The sequence below is a fragment of the Klebsiella sp. LTGPAF-6F genome (assembly GCF_001753185.1).
GTDB lineage: Bacteria > Pseudomonadota > Gammaproteobacteria > Enterobacterales > Enterobacteriaceae > Klebsiella > Klebsiella michiganensis.
In genome coordinates this window covers 1,035,901-1,059,384 of record NZ_CP017450.1, presented here as the reverse complement: position 1 = coordinate 1,059,384, position 23,484 = coordinate 1,035,901, and the positions used below count along the sequence as shown (strand labels likewise).

The following is a 23,484-nucleotide window of genomic DNA, read 5'->3' as shown; positions in this document are numbered from 1 at the left end:
GTCGTGCCGCCAGCGGCTCACCCGGGCTACTCCTCGCTCATCAATGCCGCGGAAAACGGGCGTCAGTCGCGGGCAAACCACGCATCAATCATCTGCTCAACGCGGGCCACAACCTGCCCGGTGTCATGACGGCGGCTGCGCGCGCAGGCGTGCGCGGGCTCGTCGCACAGCAGGCAGCGGCGCTGGTTCTCCCCCATTGACTGACGGCCAACCAGGCCATTTTTCGGGCAAATGACGTCAATATCCCACAGGCGGCCCAGCGGATGAGTATGCTCGAGGTCGGTACAGAAGGCTTTGATTTCACTGGCGGCGTGATCGACGCACCACAGCGCTTCCGGCCCGGTCGGCAGCCACAGCACCTGGCGATCCAGCGTCTGCCAGCGGTGTTTCCACAGCATCTGATCGCAGGCCTGCAGCGCCACCCCCATCATATTACGGTAGCGAATGCTGTCTTTCACCGCGCCCGGCGTCACCAGGGTCAGCGAAATCACCGGCCGCTGATAATGGGCTAACCAGTCGGCCTGGCGCGCGGCGCGCTGCTCTTTCGCCGCCAGCAGCGCTTCCATGCTTACGCCCTCACGGGCGAGAGTATCCACTGACATTTGTTTCTCTCCTCACTTAATAAAAGGCAGCGGACAGGCTGCCGTCGCAGTCGCGAATAATGGCGCTGATTGTATCGCTAAACGATCCCTGTTTTGGAGACGGGGCGCAGATATTTTCTGCGCCATTTAGCACGAAAAAGCAGACTTAGCGGTTATAAAAAAGTTAAATCAGGCCAGAAAGTGACTGAGGAACAGCAGACCCAGCGAAACATTAATCGCGCCGCCGATCCGGGTTGCGATCTGCGCAAACGGCATCAGGTTCATGCGGTTGCCGGAGGTCAGAATCGCCACGTCGCCGGTACCGCCCTGACCGCTCTGGCAGCAGGAGACAATCGCCACGTCAATCGGGTACATGCCAATCTTTTTGCCGACCAGGAAACCGGTCGCCACCAGCGCCGTTACGGTGCTGATAATCACCAGCAAATTGGTCACGGTAAAGGCGTTGACCAGCTCCTGCCACGGGGTGATCGCCACGCCGACGGCAAACAGAATCGGATAGGTGACCGCCGTGCGGAAGAACTTATACACCATCTGCGAACCTTCCTGCAGGCGCGGAGAGACGCCGTTCACCAGCTTCAGCAGCACCGCGAGGAACAGCATGCCCACCGGCGCGGGCAGGCCGATGGTCTTCTGCCCCAGCATACCCAGCATATAAAGCAGCACCGCCAGCAGCGCGCCGGAGGCCAGCGTTGTCACGTCCATTTTGCCCTCGGCGGGCGTTTCGCGATGCGTCTCGTTGCGGCGGTTCGGCATCAGCTGCCCCTCCCCGGTCAAATGCGGGAAACGCTTGCCCAGCTGGTTCAAACAGCCGGAGATAACGATCGCCGTCAGGCTGCCCAGCATTACCATTGGCAGCACGCGCCCAAGCGCCACGCCCTGATCCATATGCATCAGCGCGGCGTAGCCAATCGACAGCGGGATCGCCCCCTCGCCAACGCCACCGGCCATGATCGGCAGGACGATAAAGAAGAACACCTGAAACGGCTCCAGCCCCAGCGCGGTACCGACGCCGACGCCGACCACCATGCCGACGATTTCGCCGCACAGCATCGGGAAGAAAATCCGCAGAAAACCCTGAATCAGCGTGGTGCGGTTCATGCTCATAATGCTGCCGACGATAATGCAGCAGATATAAAGATAAAGAATGTTGGTCGACTTGTAGAATTTGGTGGTCGACTCCACTACCACCTCCGGCAGCAGGCCGTAATGCACCAGCGCAGAAGGGATAAAGGTCGCGCAGATGGCCGCCGCGCCGAGCTTGCCGAGTACCGGCAGCCGTTTACCAAATTCGCCGCAGGCAAAGCCGAAAAAGGCCAGCGTCGCTACCATCACGACGATATCGCTCGGCAGCTTGCCGCCCAGGCAGTCCAGCGCGATCAGGCCGCCGGCCAGCAAAAAGAGCGGCAGCGGGATAATACCGACTTTCCAGTTATCGAGGATATGCCACCAGCGCTGCTTAAGCGCGGGTTTCGGCGTATTAATAGGGTCGATGGTTGCAGAGAATGCATTGTCTGTGGTGCTCATAATTAAGCCCTCTGGTTATTATTACTTTTCAGGTTAGAGGGCCACGTGCGGAGTTAATGTGAGGATCGGCAGATTAAAAAAGAAGTTTTAATGGTCACTATGGTTTTTATGGTTTCTATTATTATTGTGAAACCGCTCTGATTTATTGCCGTGGTTTTTAAGGTTTTTAAATCCAGCGCCTGATTAACCTTGATAAATTCCCCGCCAGCGGATAATTGTGGTTCCCGGACGCTCTTGTGACGTTCACCGGTTTCCCTCAGCCACGATGCCGGCAGCGAAAAAATGATACGCTGCCGTATCCCTGATACTGTGCATTATACTTATGAAGGTTTCATTCCAGTTTAAGCTGTTCATTTCGCTGGTCGCTTTTTTCTCAGTGCTGTTTGCGCTGCTGGGCGTGTATTACTATTTCGACGCCAGCCATCAGCTTTATCAGGAAATGAGCGCCCGCGCGAAAATACAGGCAGAAGAAATCGCGCTGATGCCGGATTTACGTCAGCAGGTGGCGCGTGAAGACGCGCTGGCGATAAAGCCTTTTATGCAAAATATCGCCGCCCACAGCGACGCCAGTTTTATCGTCATTGGCGATAAGCGGGGCGTGCATCTGTTTCACTCTGTCCATCCGGAGTGGGTCGGCACGCGGCTGGTTGGCGGCGATAACCAGCCGGTACTTGAGGGGAAAAGCACGACCACCATCCGCAAAGGAGGACTCGGTATTTCCCTGCGCAGCAAAGCGCCCATTTTCGATGACGCGGGTCGGGTCGTTGGCATTGTCTCCGTCGGCTATCTCACCAGCTATCTCGACAGCATTACGCTGGCAAAAGTCATCAATATCTTCATCGCCGCGGTGCTGCTGCTTATCGCGCTGTTTATCTTCTCCTGGTACTTCACCCGCAGCATTAAGAAACAAATTTTCTCGCTGGAGCCGCGCGAAATCGGCCTGCTGGTGCGTCAGCAAAAAGCGATGATGGAGTCGATATACGAAGGGGTGATTGTGATTGACCATCACCGGCGTATTGAAGTGATAAACCACGCCGCCCGCAGCCTGCTCGGACTGAGCCAGCCCGCGCACCAGCTGCGCGGTAAGTCTATCGATAGCGTCATTACGCCGCAGCCGTTTTTCGCCGGCGGAGAGATGTTCGAAAGCGATACCCACGACGAGCTGTGCCGTTTTAATCAGCTGACGGTACTCGCCAGCCGGGTGCGAATCATGCTGGAGAATGCGCTCCAGGGCTGGGTGATCACCTTCCGCGACCGCGATGAAATCAACTCCCTGAGCGCCCAGCTCAGCCAGGTAAAACGCTACGTTGATAATCTGCGCATCATGCGCCATGAACAGCTCAACCGGATGACGACCCTCTCCGGCCTGCTGCATATGGGCCACTATGACGAGGCGATTCGCTATATTCAGGCGCAGTCGGAGCATGCCCAGGAGCTGCTGGACTTTATTTCATCGCACTTTAATTCGCCGACGCTGTGCGGCCTGCTGCTGGGTAAAGCCGCCCGCGCGCGGGAAAAAGGGGTTGAGCTGAGCTTTGACCCGGCCTGCCGCATCGACCGCCCGCTGCCGTCGTTGATGGAGTCCGAGCTTATCTCTATCATCGGTAATCTGCTGGATAACGCCATTGAAGCCACCCAGCGCGCTGAACTGCCGCACGAACCGGTCGAGATCCTGATTCAGCTCAACGCCCGGGAATTAATGATTGAAGTCGCCGATCGCGGCGTCGGTATTCGTCCGGAGATCCGCGAGCATATATTTGAGCGCGGCGTCACCACCAAAACCCGCGGCGATCACGGTATTGGACTGTATCTTATTGAGCGCTATGTCACCCAGGCTGGCGGCACGATTGAAGTGGCCGACAACGCGCCGCGCGGGGCGATTTTCACGCTGTTTATTCCCGCCAGCGGGCCAGCCCATCCGCAAGAAGAGACGCACTATGCATCATGACCTGGTCGATGTCCTGATCGTTGAAGATGAAAGCGAACTGGCGCGGCTGCACGCCGAGCTTATCCAGAAACACCCGCGCATGCGGCTGACCGGCACGGCGGCCTCTCTCGCCCAGGCGCGGCAGATACTCAACGCCAGACCGCCGCAGCTGGTGCTGCTGGATAACTACCTGCCGGACGGCAAAGGGGTCACCCTGATGAACGACCCTATTATGGCCCATGCTAACTGCTCGGTGATCTTTATCACCGCCGCCAGCGATATGGAAACCTGTAGCCAGGCAATCCGCAACGGCGCCTTCGACTACATTCTTAAGCCGGTATCATGGAAGCGCCTGAGCCAGTCCCTTGAACGGTTCGTGCAGTTCTACGATCAGCAGCGCGAATGGAAAATCGTCGACCAGCAGAACGTGGATTCGCTGTATCAGCTGCAGGCTAAAAACTACCGAGCCGATAGCGGCAGTAAAGGCATTGAAGAAAAAACGCTGGCGCTGGTGCAGAGCCTGTTTACCGGCGAAGAAGAGCGCTGCTTTTCGGTTGATGACGTGGTGAGCGAGGCTGGCTTGAGCAAAACCACGGCCCGTCGCTATCTGGAGCACTGCGTGGAAATCGGCTTTCTGGAGGTGGAAATGCTGTACGGCAAGATTGGCCATCCGCGGCGTATGTACCGCCGCGCCGCCGGCGCATCGTGACGCCTCTCCCGCCCGGGAGAGGCCGGTCGTTTAGAAGCCGCGCTGCTCTTTAATCAGCTCCCAGGCTTTCTGGATCTCCTGCGCTTTCTGCTTAGCCATCTCCATCATTTCCGGCGGTAGCCCTTTCGCCACCAGCTTATCCGGATGGTGCTCGCTCATCAGCTTACGATAGGCGCGCTTGACGGTGGCGGCATCGTCGGTCGCTTTGACGCCCAGCACATTGCAGGCATCTTCAAGGGTTGGCCCGCGCTGCGCCTGCTGCCAGCCGGCGTTGCCGCCGCGCTGGCCGTAAGATTGCTGCTGCGAACCGCCGCCAAACTGCGCCCCGCCCTGCATCATGCGCAGGAACTGTTCGAACTGAGCGCGGGAGATGCCCAGCTCGTCGGCAATCACAAACAGCACGTCACGTTCGTTGGGATGCAGTTCGCCGTCGGCGAAAGCCGCCTGCAGCTGAATTTCCAGAAACATCCGAATTAAATCAAAACGCCCAAAGCAGACGCTGCGCAGCTGGCGCATTTTCTCCCGCAGCGGGTAATCATCTGATTTCCCTACGCGAAACGCGTGCTGGGCCGCGGTACGCGCTTCGCCGTGCAGGTTCATGCGATCCATCAGCAAATTGGCGACCTGAATATCGGCTTCGGTAACGCGCCCTTTCGATTTGGTCAGATGCCCCATCACTTCAAACGTCGTCGAGAAGAACAGCGACTGGCGCTCCTGCTGATTGGCAAAGACGTTCAGCCGGCGGCTGCGCGCGCGGTCAAACATATGCCCGATTAAGAAGCCCAGCACCACGCCCCAAAAGCCGCCGCCCATCATCAACGCAACCGCAACGCCAATTATTTTACCCAAATACTGCATAGACTCCCCAATCTCTCTGCCGCCAGTTAAGCTATATCTGACCGCACGTTACAAAGCGTTTACGCCTCGGTCAATTGTGGGACATAGCCTATAATTTGCTTTATCATACTCGTCATTCTACACGGTGCCTAACGCTCGGGCTCGAAACGGGCAGGATTAACACTAGCGCGATTTAGACGAGTACGTTAGGCTCTGACCGTTTGCAAGCCGCTGCCACACGATGACGGAACAACAAATACAACGTATGAAAAAACGTATTCCCAGCCTCCTGGCCACCATGATTGCCAGCGCCTTGTATAGCCAACAGGGCCTCGCTGCCGATCTCGCCACGCAGTGTATGCTTGGCGTACCAAGCTACAATCGTCCTTTGGTTGAAGGGAAACCCAACGACCTGCCGGTGACGATCGATGCCGATCATGCGAAAGGCAACTATCCTGATAACGCCGTATTTACCGGCAACGTTGATATCAATCAGGGGAACAGCCGACTGCAGGCCGATGAAGTGCAGCTTCACCAGCAGCAGGCCGCGGGCCAGCCGCAGCCGGTGCGCACGATCGACGCCCTCGGCAACGTTCACTATGATGACAATCAGGTGATCCTCAAAGGGCCGAAAGCCTGGTCGAATCTGAACACCAAAGATACCAACGTCTGGCAGGGCGATTACCAAATGGTTGGCCGTCAGGGGCGCGGTACCGCTGACCTGATGAAACAGCGCGGTGAAAACCGCTATACCATCTTAGAAAACGGCAGCTTCACCTCCTGTCTGCCGGGCTCTGACACCTGGAGCGTGGTCGGCAGTGAAGTCATCCACGACCGCGAAGAACAGGTCGCTGAGATCTGGAACGCCCGCTTCAAGCTCGGTTCCGTACCGATTTTTTATAGTCCCTACCTGCAGCTGCCGGTGGGCGACAAGCGTCGTTCGGGTTTCCTGATCCCCAACGCCAAATACAGCACCAAAAACGGCGTCGAGTTCTATCTTCCTTACTACTGGAACATCGCCCCGAACTTCGACGCCACGCTGACGCCGCACTATATGAGCAAGCGCGGCGGCGTCATGTGGGAGAACGAATTCCGCTATCTGACCAAAGCAGGAACCGGCTTAATCGAGTTCGACTACCTGCCTTCGGATAAAATTTACCAGGACGATCACTCTGGCGACAGCAATAGCCGCCGCTGGCTGTTCTACTGGAACCATTCTGGCGTCGTAGACCAGGTGTGGCGCTTCAACGCCGACTACACCAAAGTCAGCGACCCGGACTACTTTAACGACTTCAGCTCTAAATACGGTTCCAGTACCGATGGCTACGCGACGCAGAAGCTCAGCGCCGGCTACGCGAATCAGAACTTTGACGCCACCGTATCGACCAAGCAGTTCCAGGTCTTTAACCGCGACTCAAGCAACGCCTATTCCGCCGAGCCGCAGCTGGACGTGAACTACTACCAGAACGATGTCGGCCCGTTTGATACCCATCTTTATGGCCAGGCGGTGCATTTTGTTAACTCGAACAGCAGAATGCCGGAAGCAACGCGCGTTCACTTCGAGCCAACCATCAATCTGCCGCTGTCTAACGGCTGGGGAAGCATCAATACTGAGGCAAAACTGCTGGCAACCCATTACCAGCAAAGCAACCTTGATGACTACAACGCGGCCAACGGTACCGATTACAAAGACTCCGTTAACCGCGTCATGCCGCAGTTTAAAGTCGATGGTAAAATGGTTTTCGAGCGCGATATGCAGGAGAACTATACCCAGACGCTTGAGCCGCGGATGCAGTATCTGTACATCCCCTATCGTGACCAGAGCAAGATCGGCAGCTACGACTCAACCCTGCTGCAGTCGGACTACAGCGGCCTGTTCCGCGACCGTACCTATAGCGGCCTCGACCGTATCGCTTCCGCCAACCAGGTCTCCACCGGCGTCACATCTCGCGTTTATGATGCCGCCGCCGTTGAACGTTTTAATATTTCCGTTGGTCAAATCTACTATTTCACCGAGGCACGTACCGGTGACGACAACATCAACTGGGAGAACAACGACACGCGAGGTTCACTGGTATGGGCTGGCGATACCTACTGGCGCATCGCCGATGACTGGGGTTTACGCGGGGGAATTCAGTACGATACGCGTCTGGATAACGTCGCAACCGGCAGCGGAACCGTGGAATACCGTCGCGACGAAAACCGTTTAGTACAACTTAACTATCGTTATGCGAGCCCGGAATACATTCAGGCGACCCTGCCGTCTTATTCCACCGCTAAGCAGTACAAAGATGGTATCTCGCAGGTGGGGATGACCGCCAGCTGGCCAATCGTCGATCGTTGGGCAGTCGTCGGCGCGTATTACTACGACACGAATACCAGAAAGTCAGCGAACCAGATGTTAGGGGTTCAGTATAGCTCCTGCTGCTACGCTATCCGCGTCGGCTATGAACGTAAGATCAACGGCTGGGATAACAGCAGCAGCGAAAGCAAATACGACAACACCTTCGGCTTTAACATTGAGCTGCGCGGCCTGAGCTCCAACTACGGTCTCGGCACCCAGCAGATGCTGCGTTCGAACATTTTACCGTACCAGAGCTCCCTGTGATGTGGCTGGTTTACACGTAATCCGCAATTGCGGTTAATTGAAATGGAAAAAGTATGAAGAACTGGAAAACGCTGCTTCTCGGTATCGCCATGATCGCGAATACCAGTTTCGCTGCCCCACAGGTTGTCGATAAAGTAGCGGCTGTCGTCAATAATGGCGTTGTTCTTGAAAGCGACGTCGATGGCTTGATGCAATCGGTAAAACTGAACGCCGGCCAGGCCGGGCAGCAGCTGCCGGATGACGCCACCCTGCGTCATCAGATCCTTGAGCGTCTGATCATGGACCAGATTGTCCTGCAGATGGGCCAGAAAATGGGCGTGAAGATCTCTGACGATCAGCTCGACCAGGCCATCGCCAACATCGCCAAACAAAACAACATGACCATGGATCAGATGCGCAGCCGTCTGGCCTATGACGGTATCAACTACAGCACCTACCGTAATCAGATTCGTAAAGAGATGCTGATTTCGGAAGTACGTAACAACGAAGTCCGTCGTCGTATCACCGTTCTGCCGCAGGAAGTTGAAACCCTGGCCAAACAGATTGGCGATCAGAACGACGCCAGCACCGAGCTGAATCTCAGCCACATACTGATCCCGCTGCCGGAAAACCCAACGTCCGAGCAGGTGGCCGAGGCTCAGGATCAGGCCAATTCAGTGGTTCAGCAGGCGCGCAGCGGCGCGGACTTTGGCAAACTGGCTATCACCTACTCTGCCGACCAGCAGGCGCTGAAAGGCGGCCAGATGGGCTGGGGCCGGATTCAGGAACTGCCGGGCATCTTCGCCCAGGCGCTGAGCACCGCGAAAAAAGGCGATATCGTCGGCCCGATACGTTCCGGCGTGGGCTTCCATATCCTGAAAATTAACGATATGCGCGGCGGCAGCCAGAACATCTCCGTGACCGAAGTTCACGCTCGCCATATCCTGCTGAAACCGTCGCCGATCATGAACGACGATCAGGCTCGGGCGAAGCTGGAGCAGATCGCGGCTGATATTAAGAGTGGAAAAACCACCTTTGCCAAAGCGGCAAAAGAGTTCTCTGAAGATCCGGGCTCTGCCAACCAGGGCGGTGATTTAGGCTGGGCGACGCCGGATATCTTCGATCCGGCCTTCCGCGACGCCATTCTGCGCCTCAATAAAGGCCAGACCAGCGCTCCGGTTCACTCCTCCTTCGGCTGGCACCTGATTGAGCTGCTGGATACCCGCAACGTCGACAGAACCGACGCCGCGCAGAAAGATCGCGCTTACCGCATGCTGATGAACCGTAAGTTCTCTGAAGAAGCGGCGACCTGGATGCAGGAACAGCGCGCCAGCGCCTACGTGAAGGTTCTGAGCAACTAATTGCATTAGCCTCATACACAACATCGCTCAGGGTGTATCGAGGCGGCTGAGCAAATCGCCCCGGTCTCTGACGGGGGCGACGAAGCGCAGCCAGTAAGAGACCGCCTGAAGGATGACGTGTATGAATCGAGTTGTTATCACTCCCGGTGAACCCGCCGGGATTGGCCCCGACCTCGTTGTGCAGCTTGCGCAGCGCGACTGGCCGGTAGAGCTGGTGATCTGCGCCGATGGCGCTCTGCTGTCTGACCGGGCGAACCTGCTCGGTCTTCCTTTATCGCTTCTGCCTTACAACCCCACCGCTCCCGCTACGCCGCAGCGTGCAGGCACCCTGACCCTTCTCCCCGTCGCGCTCAACGCGCCGGTTGAACCGGGCGTGCTCAACGTCAGCAACGGCAGCTACGTGGTGGAAACGCTGGCCCGCGCCTGCGATGGCTGCCTGAACGGCGAATTCGCCGCGCTGATTACCGGGCCGGTGCACAAGGGCATTATTAACGATGCGGGGATCGCCTTTACCGGTCATACCGAGTTCTTTGAAGAGCGCTCGCAGGCCAGTAAAGTGGTGATGATGCTGGCGACCGAAGCGCTGCGCGTGGCGCTGGTGACCACTCACCTGCCGCTAAAAGCGATAAGCGATGCGATTACCCCTGAGCTGCTGCGGGAAATCATCACTATCCTGGATCACGATCTGCGCACCAAATTTGGTATCAGCAACCCGCACGTGCTGGTTTGCGGCCTGAACCCGCACGCGGGCGAAGGCGGCCATATGGGGACGGAAGAGATCGATACCATCATTCCGGTGCTCGAAGAGATGCGCGCGAAGGGGATGAATCTCAGCGGCCCGCTGCCGGCGGATACCCTGTTTCAGCCGAAATACCTCGACCATGCCGATGCGGTACTCGCGATGTATCACGATCAGGGCCTGCCCGTGCTAAAATACCAGGGCTTTGGCCGCGGCGTGAACATTACGCTCGGTTTACCATTTATTCGCACTTCCGTTGACCACGGCACCGCGCTTGAACTTGCGGGCCAGGGGAAAGCGGAAGTCGGCAGTTTTATCACGGCGCTTAATCTCGCCATTAAAATGATTGTTAATACTCAATGAATAATCGAGTCCATCAGGGCCACTTAGCCCGTAAACGCTTCGGGCAAAACTTTCTCAACGATCAGTTTGTGATCGACAGCATTGTCTCGGCCATCAATCCACAAAAAGGCCAGGCGATTGTTGAAATCGGCCCCGGCCTCGCCGCGCTGACCGAACCGGTCGGTGAACGCCTCGACCAGCTCACCGTTATCGAGCTGGACCGCGACCTGGCCGCTCGTCTGCAGACGCATCCGTTCCTCGGACCTAAGCTGACGATTTATCAGCAGGACGCGATGACCATGAACTTCGGCGAGCTGTCGCAGAGTATGGGCCAGCCGCTGCGCGTATTCGGCAACCTGCCGTACAACATCTCGACCCCGCTGATGTTTCATCTGTTCAGCTATACTGATGCCATTGCCGATATGCACTTTATGCTGCAAAAAGAGGTCGTCAATCGCCTGGTTGCCGGGCCGAACAGTAAGGCGTATGGTCGGTTAAGCGTAATGGCGCAGTACTACTGCCAGATCATTCCGGTGCTTGAAGTTCCTCCGAGCGCCTTTACGCCGCCGCCTAAAGTCGATTCCGCCGTGGTGCGTCTGGTGCCTTACCGCACGCTGCCGCATCCGGTGAAAGAAGTGCGCGTACTGAGCCGTATCACGACGGAAGCCTTTAACCAGCGTCGGAAAACGATCCGCAACAGTCTCGGCAACCTGTTCAGCGTTGAGGTTCTGACCGAACTGGGCATCGATCCGGCGAAGCGCGCAGAGAATATTTCCGTAGCGCAGTACTGTCAGCTAGCTAACTGGTTATCTGAGAACGCGCCCACCAAGGAGAGCTAACCATGATTAATTCGCCCCGAGTTTGTGTACAGGTGCAAAGCGTCTACATCGAATCGCAATCTTCTCCGCATGAAGAGCGCTACGTCTTCGCTTATACCGTGACCATTCGCAATCTGGGGCGGACGCAGGTTCAGCTTCTTGGCCGCTACTGGCTTATCACCAACGGCCACGGTCGTGAGACCGAAGTCCAGGGTGAAGGCGTGGTCGGCGAGCAGCCGCATATTCCGGCCGGCGGCGAATATCAATATACCAGCGGCGCGGTCATTGAAACGCCGCTGGGCACCATGCAGGGACATTATGCGATGATCGATGTGAACGGCGCGCCGTTCACCATCGAAATCCCTGTTTTCCGTCTCGCAGTACCCACTCTCATCCATTAAAACATGTCTACATACCTTATTGGCGACGTTCACGGTTGCTACGATGAACTGATCGCATTATTAGAGCAGGTGGAGTTTAACCCTGAGACTGATACGCTGTGGCTCACGGGCGACCTGGTCGCGCGCGGCCCCGGTTCGCTCGAAGTACTGCGTTTCGTGAAACAGCTTGGCGATAGCGTACGCCTCGTTCTGGGCAATCATGACCTGCACCTGCTGGCGGTCTTTGCGGGCATTAGCCGCAATAAACCCAAGGATCGGCTGAAATCGCTGCTTGAGGCACCGGACGCCGACGATCTGCTCAACTGGCTGCGTCGTCAGCCGATGATGCAAATCGATGAAGAGAAAAAGCTGGTCATGGCCCATGCCGGGATCACCCCGCAGTGGGATCTGGAAACCGCCAAACAGTGCGCCCGCGATGTGGAAGCCGTACTTGCCAGCGACTCCTATCCGTTCTTCCTCGATGCGATGTACGGCGATATGCCGAACAACTGGAGCAACGAACTCAGCGGCCTGGCGCGCCTGCGCTTTATCTCCAACGCCTTTACCCGCATGCGCTACTGCTTCCCGAACGGGCAGCTGGATATGTACGCCAAGGAGGCGCCGGAAAACGCGCCCGCGCCGCTCAAGCCGTGGTTTGCTATTCCCGGGCCGGTGGCCAGCGAGTACAGCATTGCCTTCGGTCATTGGGCTTCGCTGGAAGGGAAAGGCACGCCGGAAGGGATTTACGCGCTGGATACCGGCTGCTGCTGGGGCGGCGATCTGACCTGCCTGCGCTGGGAAGATAAAACGTACTTCACGCAGCGATCGAACCGGCAGAGCAATCTTGATGAAGGCGAGGCGATCGCCTCCTGAAGAGAGTCACCCCGGTGAGCGAACGTCACCGGGGAAAACCTTAGCGGCGCTCCAGAATCTCGAAGCAGTAGCTATGGGAATTCTGCGCATCGGCATCGTGGAACTCGCTGAATACCGACTCCCACTCATCCGGATCGTAATCCGGGAAGTGGGTATCCCCTTCCACTTCCGCATCAATATGGGTCAGATAGAGCTTGTGCGCTTTCGGCAGGAACTGCTCGTACACGCGTCCGCCGCCGATCACCATCATCTCTTCCACGTCGCCGCAGGCGGCAATGGCTTCATCTACCGATTTGACCCACTGCACGCGATCGTCGGTGCCGGGCTGGCTGCTAATCACGATATTTTTACGCCCCGGTAACGGACGGCCGATGGATTCCCAGGTAAGACGTCCCATCACTACCGGTTTGTTTAAGGTATTGCGCTTAAACCAGGCGAGATCGGCAGGCAGATTCCATGGCATGGCGTTTTCCATACCAATGACGCGATCTACCGCTAACGCCGCAATCAGACTGATCATTGAATAATTCCCGAATGCAAAAAATTGTCGCCACTATACGGAAAGCGTAATACTTCGTCGACTGGGCGAAGAGTAAAGAATCAGAAAATTTTAAGATTTGCTGGCGAGCCCACGTAAGCCCCGTGAGCCGCCAGGCAGGATTTAAATTGAAAACAAAATGTTACTTGTAAAGCTAACGTAACACCCTGAATTCTCCCTTATGCCGAGGGCTTATTTTGCGGCTCATCGGCGATGTCACCGGTATGCCGTCCCTCTTCCGTTCCTTGCCAGCCGTGACGCTGAACCAGCGATAAATGATTGCGGTCTTCGTTGATAATGCCGGTCAGCATATCGCTGGTGCGCTTGAATACCGCCACCCGGGAAGCCGCGTCGTTTTCCGCCATCGCCACCATCTCTTCCACCATTTGCAGATTGAAACGGCGGAACAGATCGGCCCGTTCGCGGGCCTCGTAGGCGCCCAGGCCCAGCGCCTCCAGCGTCATGCGTCCGGACTTCAGCGCCGCTTCGAAGGTTTCACGCTCCGGCGCTTCGACCCCGGCCTGGCGCAGCTTGATGTAATGATCGACATCGCGGGCGCGGGAGATGATCTGCAGATGCGGGAAATGTTCTTTTGCCAGCTCCGTCAGCTGCAGGTTCGTCTGCGGATCGTCGATGGCGTTAATCAGCACTTCCGCCTTTTCCGCCCCCGCCGACTCCAGCAGGTCCACCCGCGTCGCATCGCCGTAGAACACCTTCATATCAAATTTACGCAGGGTGTCGACGTGGTCAGGATCGTGATCGAGAATCACCATCTTCACCCCGCTGGAGAGCAGTACGCGGCCGGCGATCTGCCCGTAACGACCAAAGCCGGCGATAATCACCCGCGGCTGCTCTTCGTCAATTTCATCGGCTTCGCGCTCCTGGCCGCTGGCGGATTTCTCCAGGCGGGTCAGCAGCACCAGCAGGATTGGCGTGGCCGCCATTGATAGCGCCACCGCGAGGGTCAGCGCCTTCGCCCATTCGCCGTCCAGGACATCGGCCATCTGCGCCGCGCCGAAGACCACAAAGGCGAATTCGCTCCCCTGCCCCAGCAGCACCGCAAACCAGCGGCGCTGGGCGCGCGGAACGCCTAACGGCCGGGCGATCAGCCACAGCATCAGGGATTTAATCACCAGGAATCCCACCAGCAGAATCAGGATCCGCAGCGGATGCGTCACCAGGGTACCGAAGTCGATAGACATCCCGACGCCGATAAAAAACAGCCCCAGCAGCAGGCCCTTAAACGGTTCAATGTCGCTCTCCAGGGCGTGGCGGTACTCCGAGCTCGCCAGCAGCACGCCGGCGAGGAAGGCCCCCATCGCCATCGACAGCCCGACCTCTTCCAGCAGCAGCCCGAAGCCAAACACCAGGAACAGCGCCACGGCGCTGAAGACTTCACGCAGGCCGGAGCGCGCGACAAAACGCAGCATCGGCCGGGTCAGATAGCGTCCGAGCGCCACCACCAGCGCCAGCGCGCCCGCCACTTTCAGGGCCGAGAGCGCAAACGCGCCCAGCGTCGTCGAGCCGCCGCTCGCCGCCAGCAGCGGGATCATCGCCACCAGAGGAATGGCCGCGATATCCTGGAACAGCAGCACCGCAAAGGCGCTGCGGCCCAGCTGGGTAACCGTCAGGTTACGTTCGTTCATCGCCTGCATAGCGATCGCCGTTGAGGAGAGCGCCAGGGTCATGCCAATCAGCTCGGCAACCTGCCAGCGCAGACCCAGCGACATGCAGAACAGGCCAATCAGCACGCCGCAGACGACCATCTGCAGCGCCCCGCCGCCGAACACCGAGGCGCGCAGTTTCCACAGCCTCTGGGGATCGAGCTCAAGACCGATAACGAAAAGCATCAGCACCACGCCGATTTCCGCGAAGTGCAAAATCGACTCGGCGTCGGTGACCAGCCGCAGCCCCCACGGGCCAATAATACAGCCGGCAATTAGGTAGCCGAGCACCGACCCCAGCCCAAGGCGTACGGCAATCGGCACGATCAGCGCGGCGGATCCTAAATAGATCAGCGCCTGTATCAGCGTATGGCTATCCATTATTGTGCGCCTCCTGCCATTCGATTAAACGTTGACGGTAGTGGCGCGCCTGCGCCTGAAGGGTTTCGTCATCGCAGATAAAAGTGCAATGCATCGCGAACGGCGGCAGCCATTTCATGCCGCAATACAGCGCGGTCGCCTGCAGCGGCTGCGCCAGGACGTCGAAACCGGGAAAGGAACCAATATCAAAGTGGCTTTCGCCGCCGCCGGTGGTCACCGCCCACATCAGCGATTTACCGCGCAGCGCGATACCGTTGTGCCCGTATGCCCAGCCGTGCGCCAGCACTTTGTCCATCCACAGCTTGAGCAGCGGCGGCACGCTGTACCACTGCATCGGATGCTGCCAGATGACCAGATCGGCACGGGCCAGCGCCGCCTGCTCGGCAGCGATATCGATATTGAAATCGGGGTAAAGTTGATAGAGAGAGCGTATCTCGACGCCGTCAAGCGTCCCTGCCTGCTCAAGCATCCGCTTATTCGCATGCGAGTGCTGCGGATAAGGGTGCGCATAAATTATGAGGATCATTGATTAGCCTGCGTTAGCTCTTGTTGTAATCAGCAAGAGTGTAGACAGTTAATCGAACCGCTTACAGTGATAAGTGTGATTTATCTCTCGTTCAGGGCGAGGATCGGTCAGGCAGGCGTGACCCCGCGGTACGGGGCCGTGGATAACGCTTAGTTATCCAGTTCGTCCATGGACTTAACCTGATCGCGATTGATCTGCTCGGTGCGGCCGGTTTCCGCGTTTTTGTAAGACACCAGGCCGGTGTCGTCATCCACCTGCGGTTTGCCATCGGTGACAATGGTTTTTCCGTCGGTCGTTTTTAGCGACTGATTAGATGAACAGCCGGCCACGGTGAACAGTGCGGCAGCGGCGAAGATAGCAGCGGTGAGGGGCTTGTTGTGCATGGTGTTTCTCTCCCGTTATTAAGAGCCTATCCCATTAGGACTATTTCACTTGCCATTTTGGACCTGGGCAGTGCTCGAAATCCTCACGTACTACGTGTACGCTCCGGTTTCTCCGCGCTGTCCGTATCCAAACTGGCTGCGCCAATAACGCCAACTGGGATAGGCTCTAAGTCATATTCATTATCACCCTAACCACTTTAGGCTAGCTGACTGTCCGGCGAGAGAAAACCAGAACTCTCCGAAGTGGCCTGTTAACGCCGATCCCCCTGTTTTTGTTCGACGTTCAGCGCCGCGGGGAGCGTCACTTTATTCCGCCCAGGCTTATCGTCACGCAAAAAAAAGCGCCTCCGGCGTTGGCCACCGGAGGCGCTTTTACTGGCAGATAATATTACTTTTTAATCTGCGCGTGCATTTCCTGCACCGAGGTCACTTTTTCCATCGCGTTGGCATTCAGCGCCATTGCGGTCGCGAAACCGCCGTTCAGCGTGGTGTCGTAGTGCACTTTGTACTGCAGGGCGCTGCGGCGAATCAGCTTGGAGTCTTCAATCGCCTGGCGGCCCGCGGTGGTGTTGATGATGTAGGTGTATTCACCATTCTTGATGCGGTCCTGAATGTGCGGACGGCCTTCATGCACCTTGTTCACCAGACGCGGGTTGATGCCGGCTTCGCCCAGCACAATCGCGGTACCGTGGGTCGCATCCAGCTCGAAACCAAACTTCAGCAGTTTTGCCGCCAGATCCACCACGCGCTCTTTGTCGCCTTCGCGAACGGAGAGCAGCGCGCGTCCCTGTTTCTTCATCGTCGAGTTGCTGCCCAGCTGCGCCTTGGCGAACGCTTCCGCGAAGGTGCGGCCTACGCCCATGACTTCACCGGTAGAGCGCATTTCTGGCCCTAACAGCGGGTCGACGCCCGGGAATTTGTTAAACGGCAGCACCACCTCTTTCACCGAATAGTACGGTGGGATGATCTCTTTCGTGACGCCCTGCTGAGCCAGCGTTTTGCCCGCCATCACGCGCGCCGCGACTTTCGCCAGCGGTACGCCGGTGGCTTTCGAGACGAACGGGACGGTACGCGCCGCGCGCGGGTTGACTTCAATCAGGTAGACTTCGTTGTTTTTGACCGCAAACTGCACGTTCATCAGGCCGCGCACCTGCAGCTCAAAGGCCAGCTTCTGCACCTGCTCGCGCATCACGTCCTGAATTTCCTGGCTCAGAGTGTAAGCCGGCAGCGAACACGCGGAGTCGCCGGAGTGCACGCCCGCCTGCTCAATATGCTCCATGATACCGCCAATCAGCACCATTTCGCCGTCGCAGATCGCATCGACGTCGACTTCAACCGCATCGTCAAGGAAGCGGTCCAGCAGCACCGGCGCATCGTTAGAGACGCTGACGGCGGTCTGGAAGTAGCGACGCAGGTCGATTTCGTCGTAGACGATTTCCATCGCGCGGCCGCCGAGAACGTAGGACGGACGCACCACCAGCGGGTAGCCAATCTCTTTCGCCTTTTCGACCGCCATTTCGATCGCGGTCACGGTGGCGTTCGCCGGCTGCTTCAGCTTCAGGCGGTCAACCGCGTGCTGGAAGCGCTCGCGGTCTTCCGCACGGTCGATGGCATCCGGGCTGGTGCCGATAACCGGCACGCCTGCCGCTTCCAGCGCGCGCGCCAGCTTCAGCGGCGTCTGGCCGCCGTACTGCACGATAACGCCTTTCGGCTTCTCAATGCGCACGATTTCCAGCACGTCTTCCAGCGTCACCGGCTCAAAGTAGAGGCGGTCGGAGGTGTCGTAGTCGGTAGAGACGGTTTCCGGGTTACAGTTGACCATAATGGTCTCGTAGCCGTCTTCGCGCAGCGCCAGGGAGGCATGGACGCAGCAGTAGTCGAACTCGATGCCCTGGCCGATACGGTTCGGGCCGCCGCCGAGCACCATGATTTTGTCGCGGTCAACGGACGGGTTGGCTTCGCACTCGTCTTCATAAGTGGAGTACATGTAGGCGGTGTCGGTAGCGAATTCCGCCGCGCAGGTATCCACGCGCTTGTAGACCGGGTGCAGGTCATACTGGTCGCGCAGCTTGCGGATTTCCGCTTCGCGCACGCCAGCCAGCTTCGCCAGACGCGCATCGGCAAAGCCTTTACGCTTGAGCTGACGCAGGAAGTCGGCGTCGAGGCCGGTAATACCGACTTCAGCCACTTTCTCTTCCAGACGCACCAGCTCTTCAATCTGCACCAGGAACCAGCGGTCGATATTGGTCAGGTTGAATACGCCATCAACGGAGAGGCCCGCGCGGAAAGCATCAGCGATGTACCAGATACGCTCAGCGCCCGCGTCTTTCAGCTCGCGGCGAATCTTGGTCAGCGCTTCCGGGTCATCGAGGCTCACTTTCGGGTCGAAACCGGTAGCGCCCACTTCCAGGCCGCGCAGCGCTTTCTGCAGGGACTCCTGCTGGGTACGGCCAATCGCCATCACTTCGCCCACCGACTTCATCTGGGTGGTCAGACGGTCGTTCGCGCCGACGAATTTTTCAAAGTTGAAGCGTGGGATTTTGGTCACGACGTAGTCGATGGACGGCTCAAACGACGCCGGGGTGCGGCCGCCGGTGATATCGTTCATCAGCTCATCAAGGGTGTAACCAACCGCCAGCTTCGCCGCCACTTTAGCGATCGGGAAGCCGGTGGCTTTCGAGGCCAGCGCCGAGGAGCGGGAGACGCGCGGGTTCATTTCGATAACGATCAGGCGACCATCTTTCGGGTTCACCGAGAACTGAACGTTGGAGCCGCCGGTTTCTACGCCGATTTCACGCAGTACCGCCATCGAAGCGTTACGCATGATTTGGTACTCTTTGTCGGTCAGGGTCTGCGCCGGCGCCACGGTGATGGAGTCGCCGGTGTGGATGCCCATCGCGTCGAAGTTTTCGATGGAGCAGACGATGATGCAGTTGTCGTTTTTATCACGCACTACTTCCATCTCGTACTCTTTCCAGCCGATCAGCGATTCATCAATCAGCAGCTCGTTGGTCGGGGAGAGATCCAGACCGCGTTCGCAGATCTCTTCGAACTCTTCGCGGTTGTAGGCGATACCGCCGCCGGTGCCGCCCATCGTAAAGGACGGACGGATGATGCACGGGAAGCCAACTTCAGCGGCAACCGCCAGCGCTTCTTCCATGGTATGCGCGATACCGGAACGCGCGGTATCGAGACCGATTTTCTTCATCGCCACGTCGAAACGGCGACGGTCTTCGGCTTTATCAATCGCGTCGGCGGTCGCGCCAATCATGGTCACGCCGAACTCTTCAAGCACGCCCTGACGCTCCAGCTCCAGCGCGCAGTTCAGCGCCGTCTGGCCGCCCATGGTCGGCAGAACCGCATCCGGACGCTCTTTCTCGATGATCTTGCGCACCACTTCCCAGTGAATCGGCTCGATGTAGGTGGCATCAGCCATTTCCGGGTCGGTCATGATAGTGGCCGGGTTAGAGTTCACCAGAATAACGCGGTAGCCCTCTTCGCGCAGCGCTTTACACGCCTGGGCGCCGGAGTAGTCAAACTCACACGCCTGACCGATAACAATCGGGCCCGCGCCCAGAATCAGGATGCTTTTTATATCTGTACGTTTTGGCATTGCTTTCTTCTCCGAAGAACCTGTTTATGGTCGTCGCGAGCGATGGGTAGACAAGGAAAAAATTTGTGAGAAAGCGCAGTTTACAAAACGTAAATGAGCATTTTGAACAAATTTTAACGCCGTATTCCCGAGCACAGCAGAACATAAACAGGTTCTGATTATTTCGCGGACTGACGGTAGAGCTCAATTAATTCGATAAAATGGTCGAACAGCGGTGCGGCATCGTGCGGGCCGGGGCTCGCCTCCGGATGTCCCTGGAAGCTGAACGCCGGTTTATCGGTACGGTGAATCCCCTGCAGGGTGCCGTCGAACAGCGACTTGTGGGTCACGCGCAGGTGGGCGGGCATAGATGCCTCATCCACCGCAAAGCCGTGGTTCTGCGCGGTGATCATCACCACGTTGTTATCAATATCTTTTACCGGATGGTTGCCGCCGTGGTGGCCGAACTTCATCTTCACGGTCTTCGCGCCGCTCGCCAGAGCCAGCAGCTGGTGGCCGAGGCAGATGCCGAATACCGGAATATCGGTCTCCAGGAACTTCTCAATCGCTGCGATAGCGTAGTCGCAGGGCGCCGGGTCGCCGGGACCGTTGGACAGGAAGATACCGTCCGGATTCATTTTCAGCACCTCTTCAGCGGAGGTCTTTGCCGGCACCACCGTCAGACGGCAGCCGCGATCGACCAGCATGCGCAGGATGTTGCGCTTGGCGCCGAAATCGTAGGCCACCACGTGGAACGGCAGCTCGCTTTCCGCTTTGGCTTCCGGCAGGTCGCCCGCCAGCGTCCAGCTCCCCTGGGTCCAGCTGTAGGTTTCTGCGGTGGTCACTTCCTTCGCCAGATCCATGCCGTTGAGGCCCGGGAACGCTTTCGCTTTTTCCAGCGCCAGCTGCGCATCCGGGCTATCGCCGGCGATGATGCAGCCGTTCTGCGCGCCTTTTTCGCGCAGCAGGCGGGTCAGCTTACGGGTATCGATATCGGCAATCGCCACGATATTGTGGCGCTTCAGATAAGAAGAGAGGTCTTCGGTATTGCGGTAGTTGCTGGCAATCAGCGGCAGATCGCGAATGACCAGACCCTGCGCATGTACCTGAGAAGATTCTTCATCGGCGGCATTGGTGCCGACGTTGCCGATATGGGGATAAGTTAGAGTGACGATTTGGCGGGAATAGGAAGGATCAGTGAGGATTTCTTGATAACCGGTCATTGAAGTATTGAAAACGACTTCCCCAACCGCCGTGCCGGTAGCCCCAATGGCCCGACCGTGAAACTGGGTTCCGTCTTCCAGAACCAATAGCGCTGACTTAATCAAAACACCCTCCAGAGAATATCCACTCACTTTATTTGCATATTAATTCATAATGTAGATCTGAATCAATGCAAATCTGTTGCCCGCAGAATTTTGGCAAACGGCGGCATTCTGGAGAGATGGCGGATAAAAGTCAACTTAAAGCGGATATTTTTAATCTTGTTTCAGGCCACTATTCAGCAATACCTGCCTTAACGGGCAAAAAGATCACCTAACTCGCCCGGGAAAACGCTTGCGGAGGAGGATGTTTGTAAAATCGCCGGGCAGGGATTGAAAAAGTAGACCAGATGGTCAAAATTTACAATAAAACAACAAAAATAAGGCGGATAAGATAGTATTTTTCAGCCCTGGCGATAAAAAATCGATTAAACGCCAAAAATAAAAAAGGGCAATAAGACATTGCCCCTTGCAATCAATTACTTATTGAAAGCAATAACCACATCACGATGGGTAATAATCGTTATAAAGAGTTCAACTCAAGCACATCACGCATATCAAAAAGACCGTTTTTCTTGCCTTTTAGCCATAAAGCGGAACGAACGGCACCATTTGCAAAAGTCATTCGGCTGGAAGCCTTATGGCTGATCTCAATACGTTCGCCGATATCCGCAAACATCGCCGTATGTTCGCCGACGATATCCCCGGCGCGCACGGTCGCAAAGCCGATGGTGCCGGGAACGCGTTCGCCGGTATAGCCTTCGCGACTGTAGACCGCACACGCTTTCAGATCTTTATCCAGGGCTCCGGCAATCGCCTCGCCCATCGCCAGCGCCGTACCCGATGGCGCGTCGACTTTGTGACGATGATGCGCTTCGATAATCTCAATATCGGTATAGTCGCCCATCACCTTCGCCGCCTTTTCCAGCAGCTTAAGCATCACGTTGACGCCGACGCTGAAGTTGGCGGCAAACACGATGGCGATCTCCTGCGAAGCGTCGCGAATCGCCTGCTTCCCGGCGTCGTCAAAGCCGGTGGTGCCGATAACCATGCCTTTGCCGTGTTGACGGCAAAACGCAAGATGGGCCAGCGTGCCTTCCGGGCGGGTAAAATCGATGAAAACGTCAAAATCGTCTTTTACCGCCTCAAGGCTGCTTTGCACCACCACCCCTGACCTGCCCGCGCCCGCCAGCTCGCCCGCATCGCTGCCGAGCAGCGAGGAACCTTCGCGCTCCAGCGCCGCGCCAAGCGCCGCGCCGTCCATCTGCTGTACCGCCTGAATTAACTGGCGTCCCATCCGGCCGCCCGCGCCCGCGATGGCCACGCGGATTTGTGCATCATGCATAGCTATTCTCTTTTGTTAACACTACGTAAATTGTTTTCAGAGTAACCAGCCCAACGATGAGCCGCTACTCAAAAACACCGATAATTAGAAATTTATGACAAACTGCCGCCGATATCAGTAAAAACTATAAGATTGTGCCGGGAATTTGCCGTGGAGTAGTGAGAAGCGAGGAGCGCGCGCAGTCCGCAACCCCGGATTGGCCCTGTATGGCCAATCCGGGGAATACGGCGACAGAAAAGCAGCGATTAGTGCAGGAACAGCTCGCCGGCCGGGAAACCGGACAGGAACCAGGTGACCGCCAGCAGGTCGGCGCTGCCGCCCGGGCTAAGGTGGCGAATAATCAGCTCATCATCCAGCCGGCGCAGCGCGTCCATCCCGCCGTCGGACAGCACCCCGCCTTCCCACAACAGCTTTTGCGCCTGCTGCTGCACAAAATTGAGCCCTTCCAGCCCGCCGCGCGACACCAGATTGGTATCGTCATTCCAGGCCATCAGGTGCAGCAGAGTCTGCAGTAACGCCAGATTGGTATCGCCGGTGTCCGCCATAACGCGATTGAAGACCGGCATCGCCTGAGTGCGCACGGTGCGAAAGCCGCTTTCCGCTTCGCCTCTGGCGCCGGAGAGCCCGTAGCGCAGGAAATGCCCTTCGCCTTTACTGACCTTCATTCCTTCAGGAGAGGAGAGCTCGCGCCCGACCAGGCCGCGGCAGAAGCGGGCCACCCGATCGCAAACCCGGTGCTGTTCAACCGGCTCCCCTCTGGCCACCAGCCTTCCCGCCGCCGCGCTGAGCAGGCCAAAAGCGAAGATCGCGCCGCGATGGGTATTCACCCCGCCGGTAGCCTCCAGCATATCCGTCTCGCACGCCATGCCCACCGGACGCAGCATCGTCAATACCTGCTCCGGCGTGATATTGGCCGTGTCGTGGCCCATAATGAAAAACTTCTCCATCCATGGCGCGACAGCCGCCGTGCTGGCCTCAAAGGAGGCCAGATCCATATCCCGATGCGCGCCGGCGTTACGAATATCCACCAGGCCCGGTTTCGGCGTCAGGCGGACTTCGGTCAGCAGCGCTCGTTCCACGCGAGAAACCATCTC

Annotated in this window: 19 protein-coding genes; 8 read left to right on the top strand and 11 right to left on the bottom strand. The window is 57.5% G+C overall.

Features of this window, described 5'->3' with window-relative positions:
- Positions 1 to 62 precede the first annotated feature (62 nt).
- Entirely contained in the window at positions 63 to 602 is a 540-nt protein-coding gene (citX, locus tag BJF97_RS05015) for a citrate lyase holo-[acyl-carrier protein] synthase (RefSeq protein ID WP_004098536.1), read from the bottom strand.
- Between the two features lie 168 nt (positions 603 to 770).
- Positions 771 to 2,126, bottom strand: coding sequence for a 2-hydroxycarboxylate transporter family protein (locus tag BJF97_RS05010; RefSeq protein WP_004098535.1), 1,356 nt, complete (start codon positions 2,124 to 2,126; stop codon positions 771 to 773).
- 322 nt (positions 2,127 to 2,448) lie between these two features.
- On the opposite strand from BJF97_RS05010, the gene BJF97_RS05005 reads away from it, so the two are divergent.
- Both BJF97_RS05005 and BJF97_RS05000 read left to right on the top strand, forming a co-directional pair.
- A complete protein-coding gene (locus BJF97_RS05005; protein WP_014837388.1) occupies positions 2,449 to 4,074 on the top strand; it encodes an ATP-binding protein in 1,626 nt (541 codons plus the stop codon).
- Positions 4,064 to 4,762 carry a response regulator gene (locus BJF97_RS05000; RefSeq protein WP_025106473.1) on the top strand — a complete coding sequence of 233 codons (699 nt, stop codon included), beginning with the start codon at positions 4,064 to 4,066 and terminating at the stop codon, positions 4,760 to 4,762. The genes BJF97_RS05005 and BJF97_RS05000 overlap by 11 nt, the downstream gene beginning before the upstream one ends.
- Before the next feature lie 30 nt (positions 4,763 to 4,792).
- Here BJF97_RS05000 and djlA read toward each other — a convergent pair whose 3' ends face one another.
- Positions 4,793 to 5,620: a co-chaperone DjlA gene (gene djlA, locus BJF97_RS04995; protein ID WP_014837387.1), complete on the bottom strand. Its 828-nt coding sequence runs from the start codon at positions 5,618 to 5,620 to the stop codon at positions 4,793 to 4,795.
- Between the two features lie 244 nt (positions 5,621 to 5,864).
- On the opposite strand from djlA, the gene lptD reads away from it, so the two are divergent.
- From lptD to apaH, 6 genes are all read left to right on the top strand, one after another.
- Positions 5,865 to 8,207, top strand: coding sequence for an LPS assembly protein LptD (gene lptD / locus BJF97_RS04990; protein ID WP_032694435.1), 2,343 nt, complete (start codon positions 5,865 to 5,867; stop codon positions 8,205 to 8,207).
- A 53-nt stretch (positions 8,208 to 8,260) separates the two neighbouring features.
- Positions 8,261 to 9,547, top strand: coding sequence for a peptidylprolyl isomerase SurA (gene surA / locus BJF97_RS04985; RefSeq protein WP_004098530.1), 1,287 nt, complete (start codon positions 8,261 to 8,263; stop codon positions 9,545 to 9,547).
- A gap of 121 nt (positions 9,548 to 9,668) precedes the next feature.
- Positions 9,669 to 10,649, top strand: coding sequence for a 4-hydroxythreonine-4-phosphate dehydrogenase PdxA (gene pdxA / locus BJF97_RS04980; RefSeq protein ID WP_014837386.1), 981 nt, complete (start codon positions 9,669 to 9,671; stop codon positions 10,647 to 10,649).
- Positions 10,646 to 11,467 carry a 16S rRNA (adenine(1518)-N(6)/adenine(1519)-N(6))-dimethyltransferase RsmA gene (gene rsmA, locus BJF97_RS04975; protein WP_004098527.1) on the top strand — a complete coding sequence of 274 codons (822 nt, stop codon included), beginning with the start codon at positions 10,646 to 10,648 and terminating at the stop codon, positions 11,465 to 11,467. The genes pdxA and rsmA overlap by 4 nt, the downstream gene beginning before the upstream one ends.
- Positions 11,468 to 11,469: 2 nt before the next feature.
- Complete coding sequence (gene apaG, locus BJF97_RS04970; protein ID WP_032694436.1) at positions 11,470 to 11,847, top strand: Co2+/Mg2+ efflux protein ApaG; 378 nt, start codon at positions 11,470 to 11,472, stop codon at positions 11,845 to 11,847.
- 3 nt (positions 11,848 to 11,850) lie between these two features.
- On the top strand, positions 11,851 to 12,699 hold the full coding sequence (gene apaH, locus BJF97_RS04965; protein ID WP_014227890.1) for a bis(5'-nucleosyl)-tetraphosphatase (symmetrical) ApaH: 849 nt from the start codon (positions 11,851 to 11,853) through the stop codon (positions 12,697 to 12,699).
- 40 nt (positions 12,700 to 12,739) lie between these two features.
- Here the strand turns inward: apaH and folA are convergent, their stop codons facing one another.
- From folA to citG, 8 genes are all read right to left on the bottom strand, one after another.
- Positions 12,740 to 13,219 (bottom strand): type 3 dihydrofolate reductase, encoded by a 480-nt coding sequence (folA, locus tag BJF97_RS04960; RefSeq protein ID WP_004098524.1) that lies wholly within the window; start codon positions 13,217 to 13,219, stop codon positions 12,740 to 12,742.
- A gap of 197 nt (positions 13,220 to 13,416) precedes the next feature.
- A complete protein-coding gene (gene kefC / locus BJF97_RS04955; RefSeq protein WP_032694437.1) occupies positions 13,417 to 15,282 on the bottom strand; it encodes a glutathione-regulated potassium-efflux system protein KefC in 1,866 nt (621 codons plus the stop codon).
- A complete protein-coding gene (kefF, locus tag BJF97_RS04950; protein ID WP_004098522.1) occupies positions 15,275 to 15,808 on the bottom strand; it encodes a glutathione-regulated potassium-efflux system oxidoreductase KefF in 534 nt (177 codons plus the stop codon). The genes kefC and kefF overlap by 8 nt, the downstream gene beginning before the upstream one ends.
- Before the next feature lie 149 nt (positions 15,809 to 15,957).
- A complete protein-coding gene (locus BJF97_RS04945; protein WP_014227888.1) occupies positions 15,958 to 16,191 on the bottom strand; it encodes a YgdI/YgdR family lipoprotein in 234 nt (77 codons plus the stop codon).
- 388 nt (positions 16,192 to 16,579) lie between these two features.
- The gene (gene carB / locus BJF97_RS04940; RefSeq protein WP_014227887.1) at positions 16,580 to 19,804 is read right to left on the bottom strand and encodes a carbamoyl-phosphate synthase large subunit; all 3,225 of its coding nucleotides are present in this window, start codon (positions 19,802 to 19,804) and stop codon (positions 16,580 to 16,582) included.
- A 158-nt stretch (positions 19,805 to 19,962) separates the two neighbouring features.
- On the bottom strand, positions 19,963 to 21,111 hold the full coding sequence (gene carA, locus BJF97_RS04935) for a glutamine-hydrolyzing carbamoyl-phosphate synthase small subunit (RefSeq protein ID WP_032694438.1): 1,149 nt from the start codon (positions 21,109 to 21,111) through the stop codon (positions 19,963 to 19,965).
- 457 nt (positions 21,112 to 21,568) lie between these two features.
- Positions 21,569 to 22,390: a 4-hydroxy-tetrahydrodipicolinate reductase gene (gene dapB / locus BJF97_RS04930; RefSeq protein WP_004098517.1), complete on the bottom strand. Its 822-nt coding sequence runs from the start codon at positions 22,388 to 22,390 to the stop codon at positions 21,569 to 21,571.
- A gap of 245 nt (positions 22,391 to 22,635) precedes the next feature.
- The gene (gene citG / locus BJF97_RS04925; protein WP_369816094.1) at positions 22,636 to 23,481 is read right to left on the bottom strand and encodes a triphosphoribosyl-dephospho-CoA synthase CitG; all 846 of its coding nucleotides are present in this window, start codon (positions 23,479 to 23,481) and stop codon (positions 22,636 to 22,638) included.
- Positions 23,482 to 23,484: the final 3 nt, after the last annotated feature.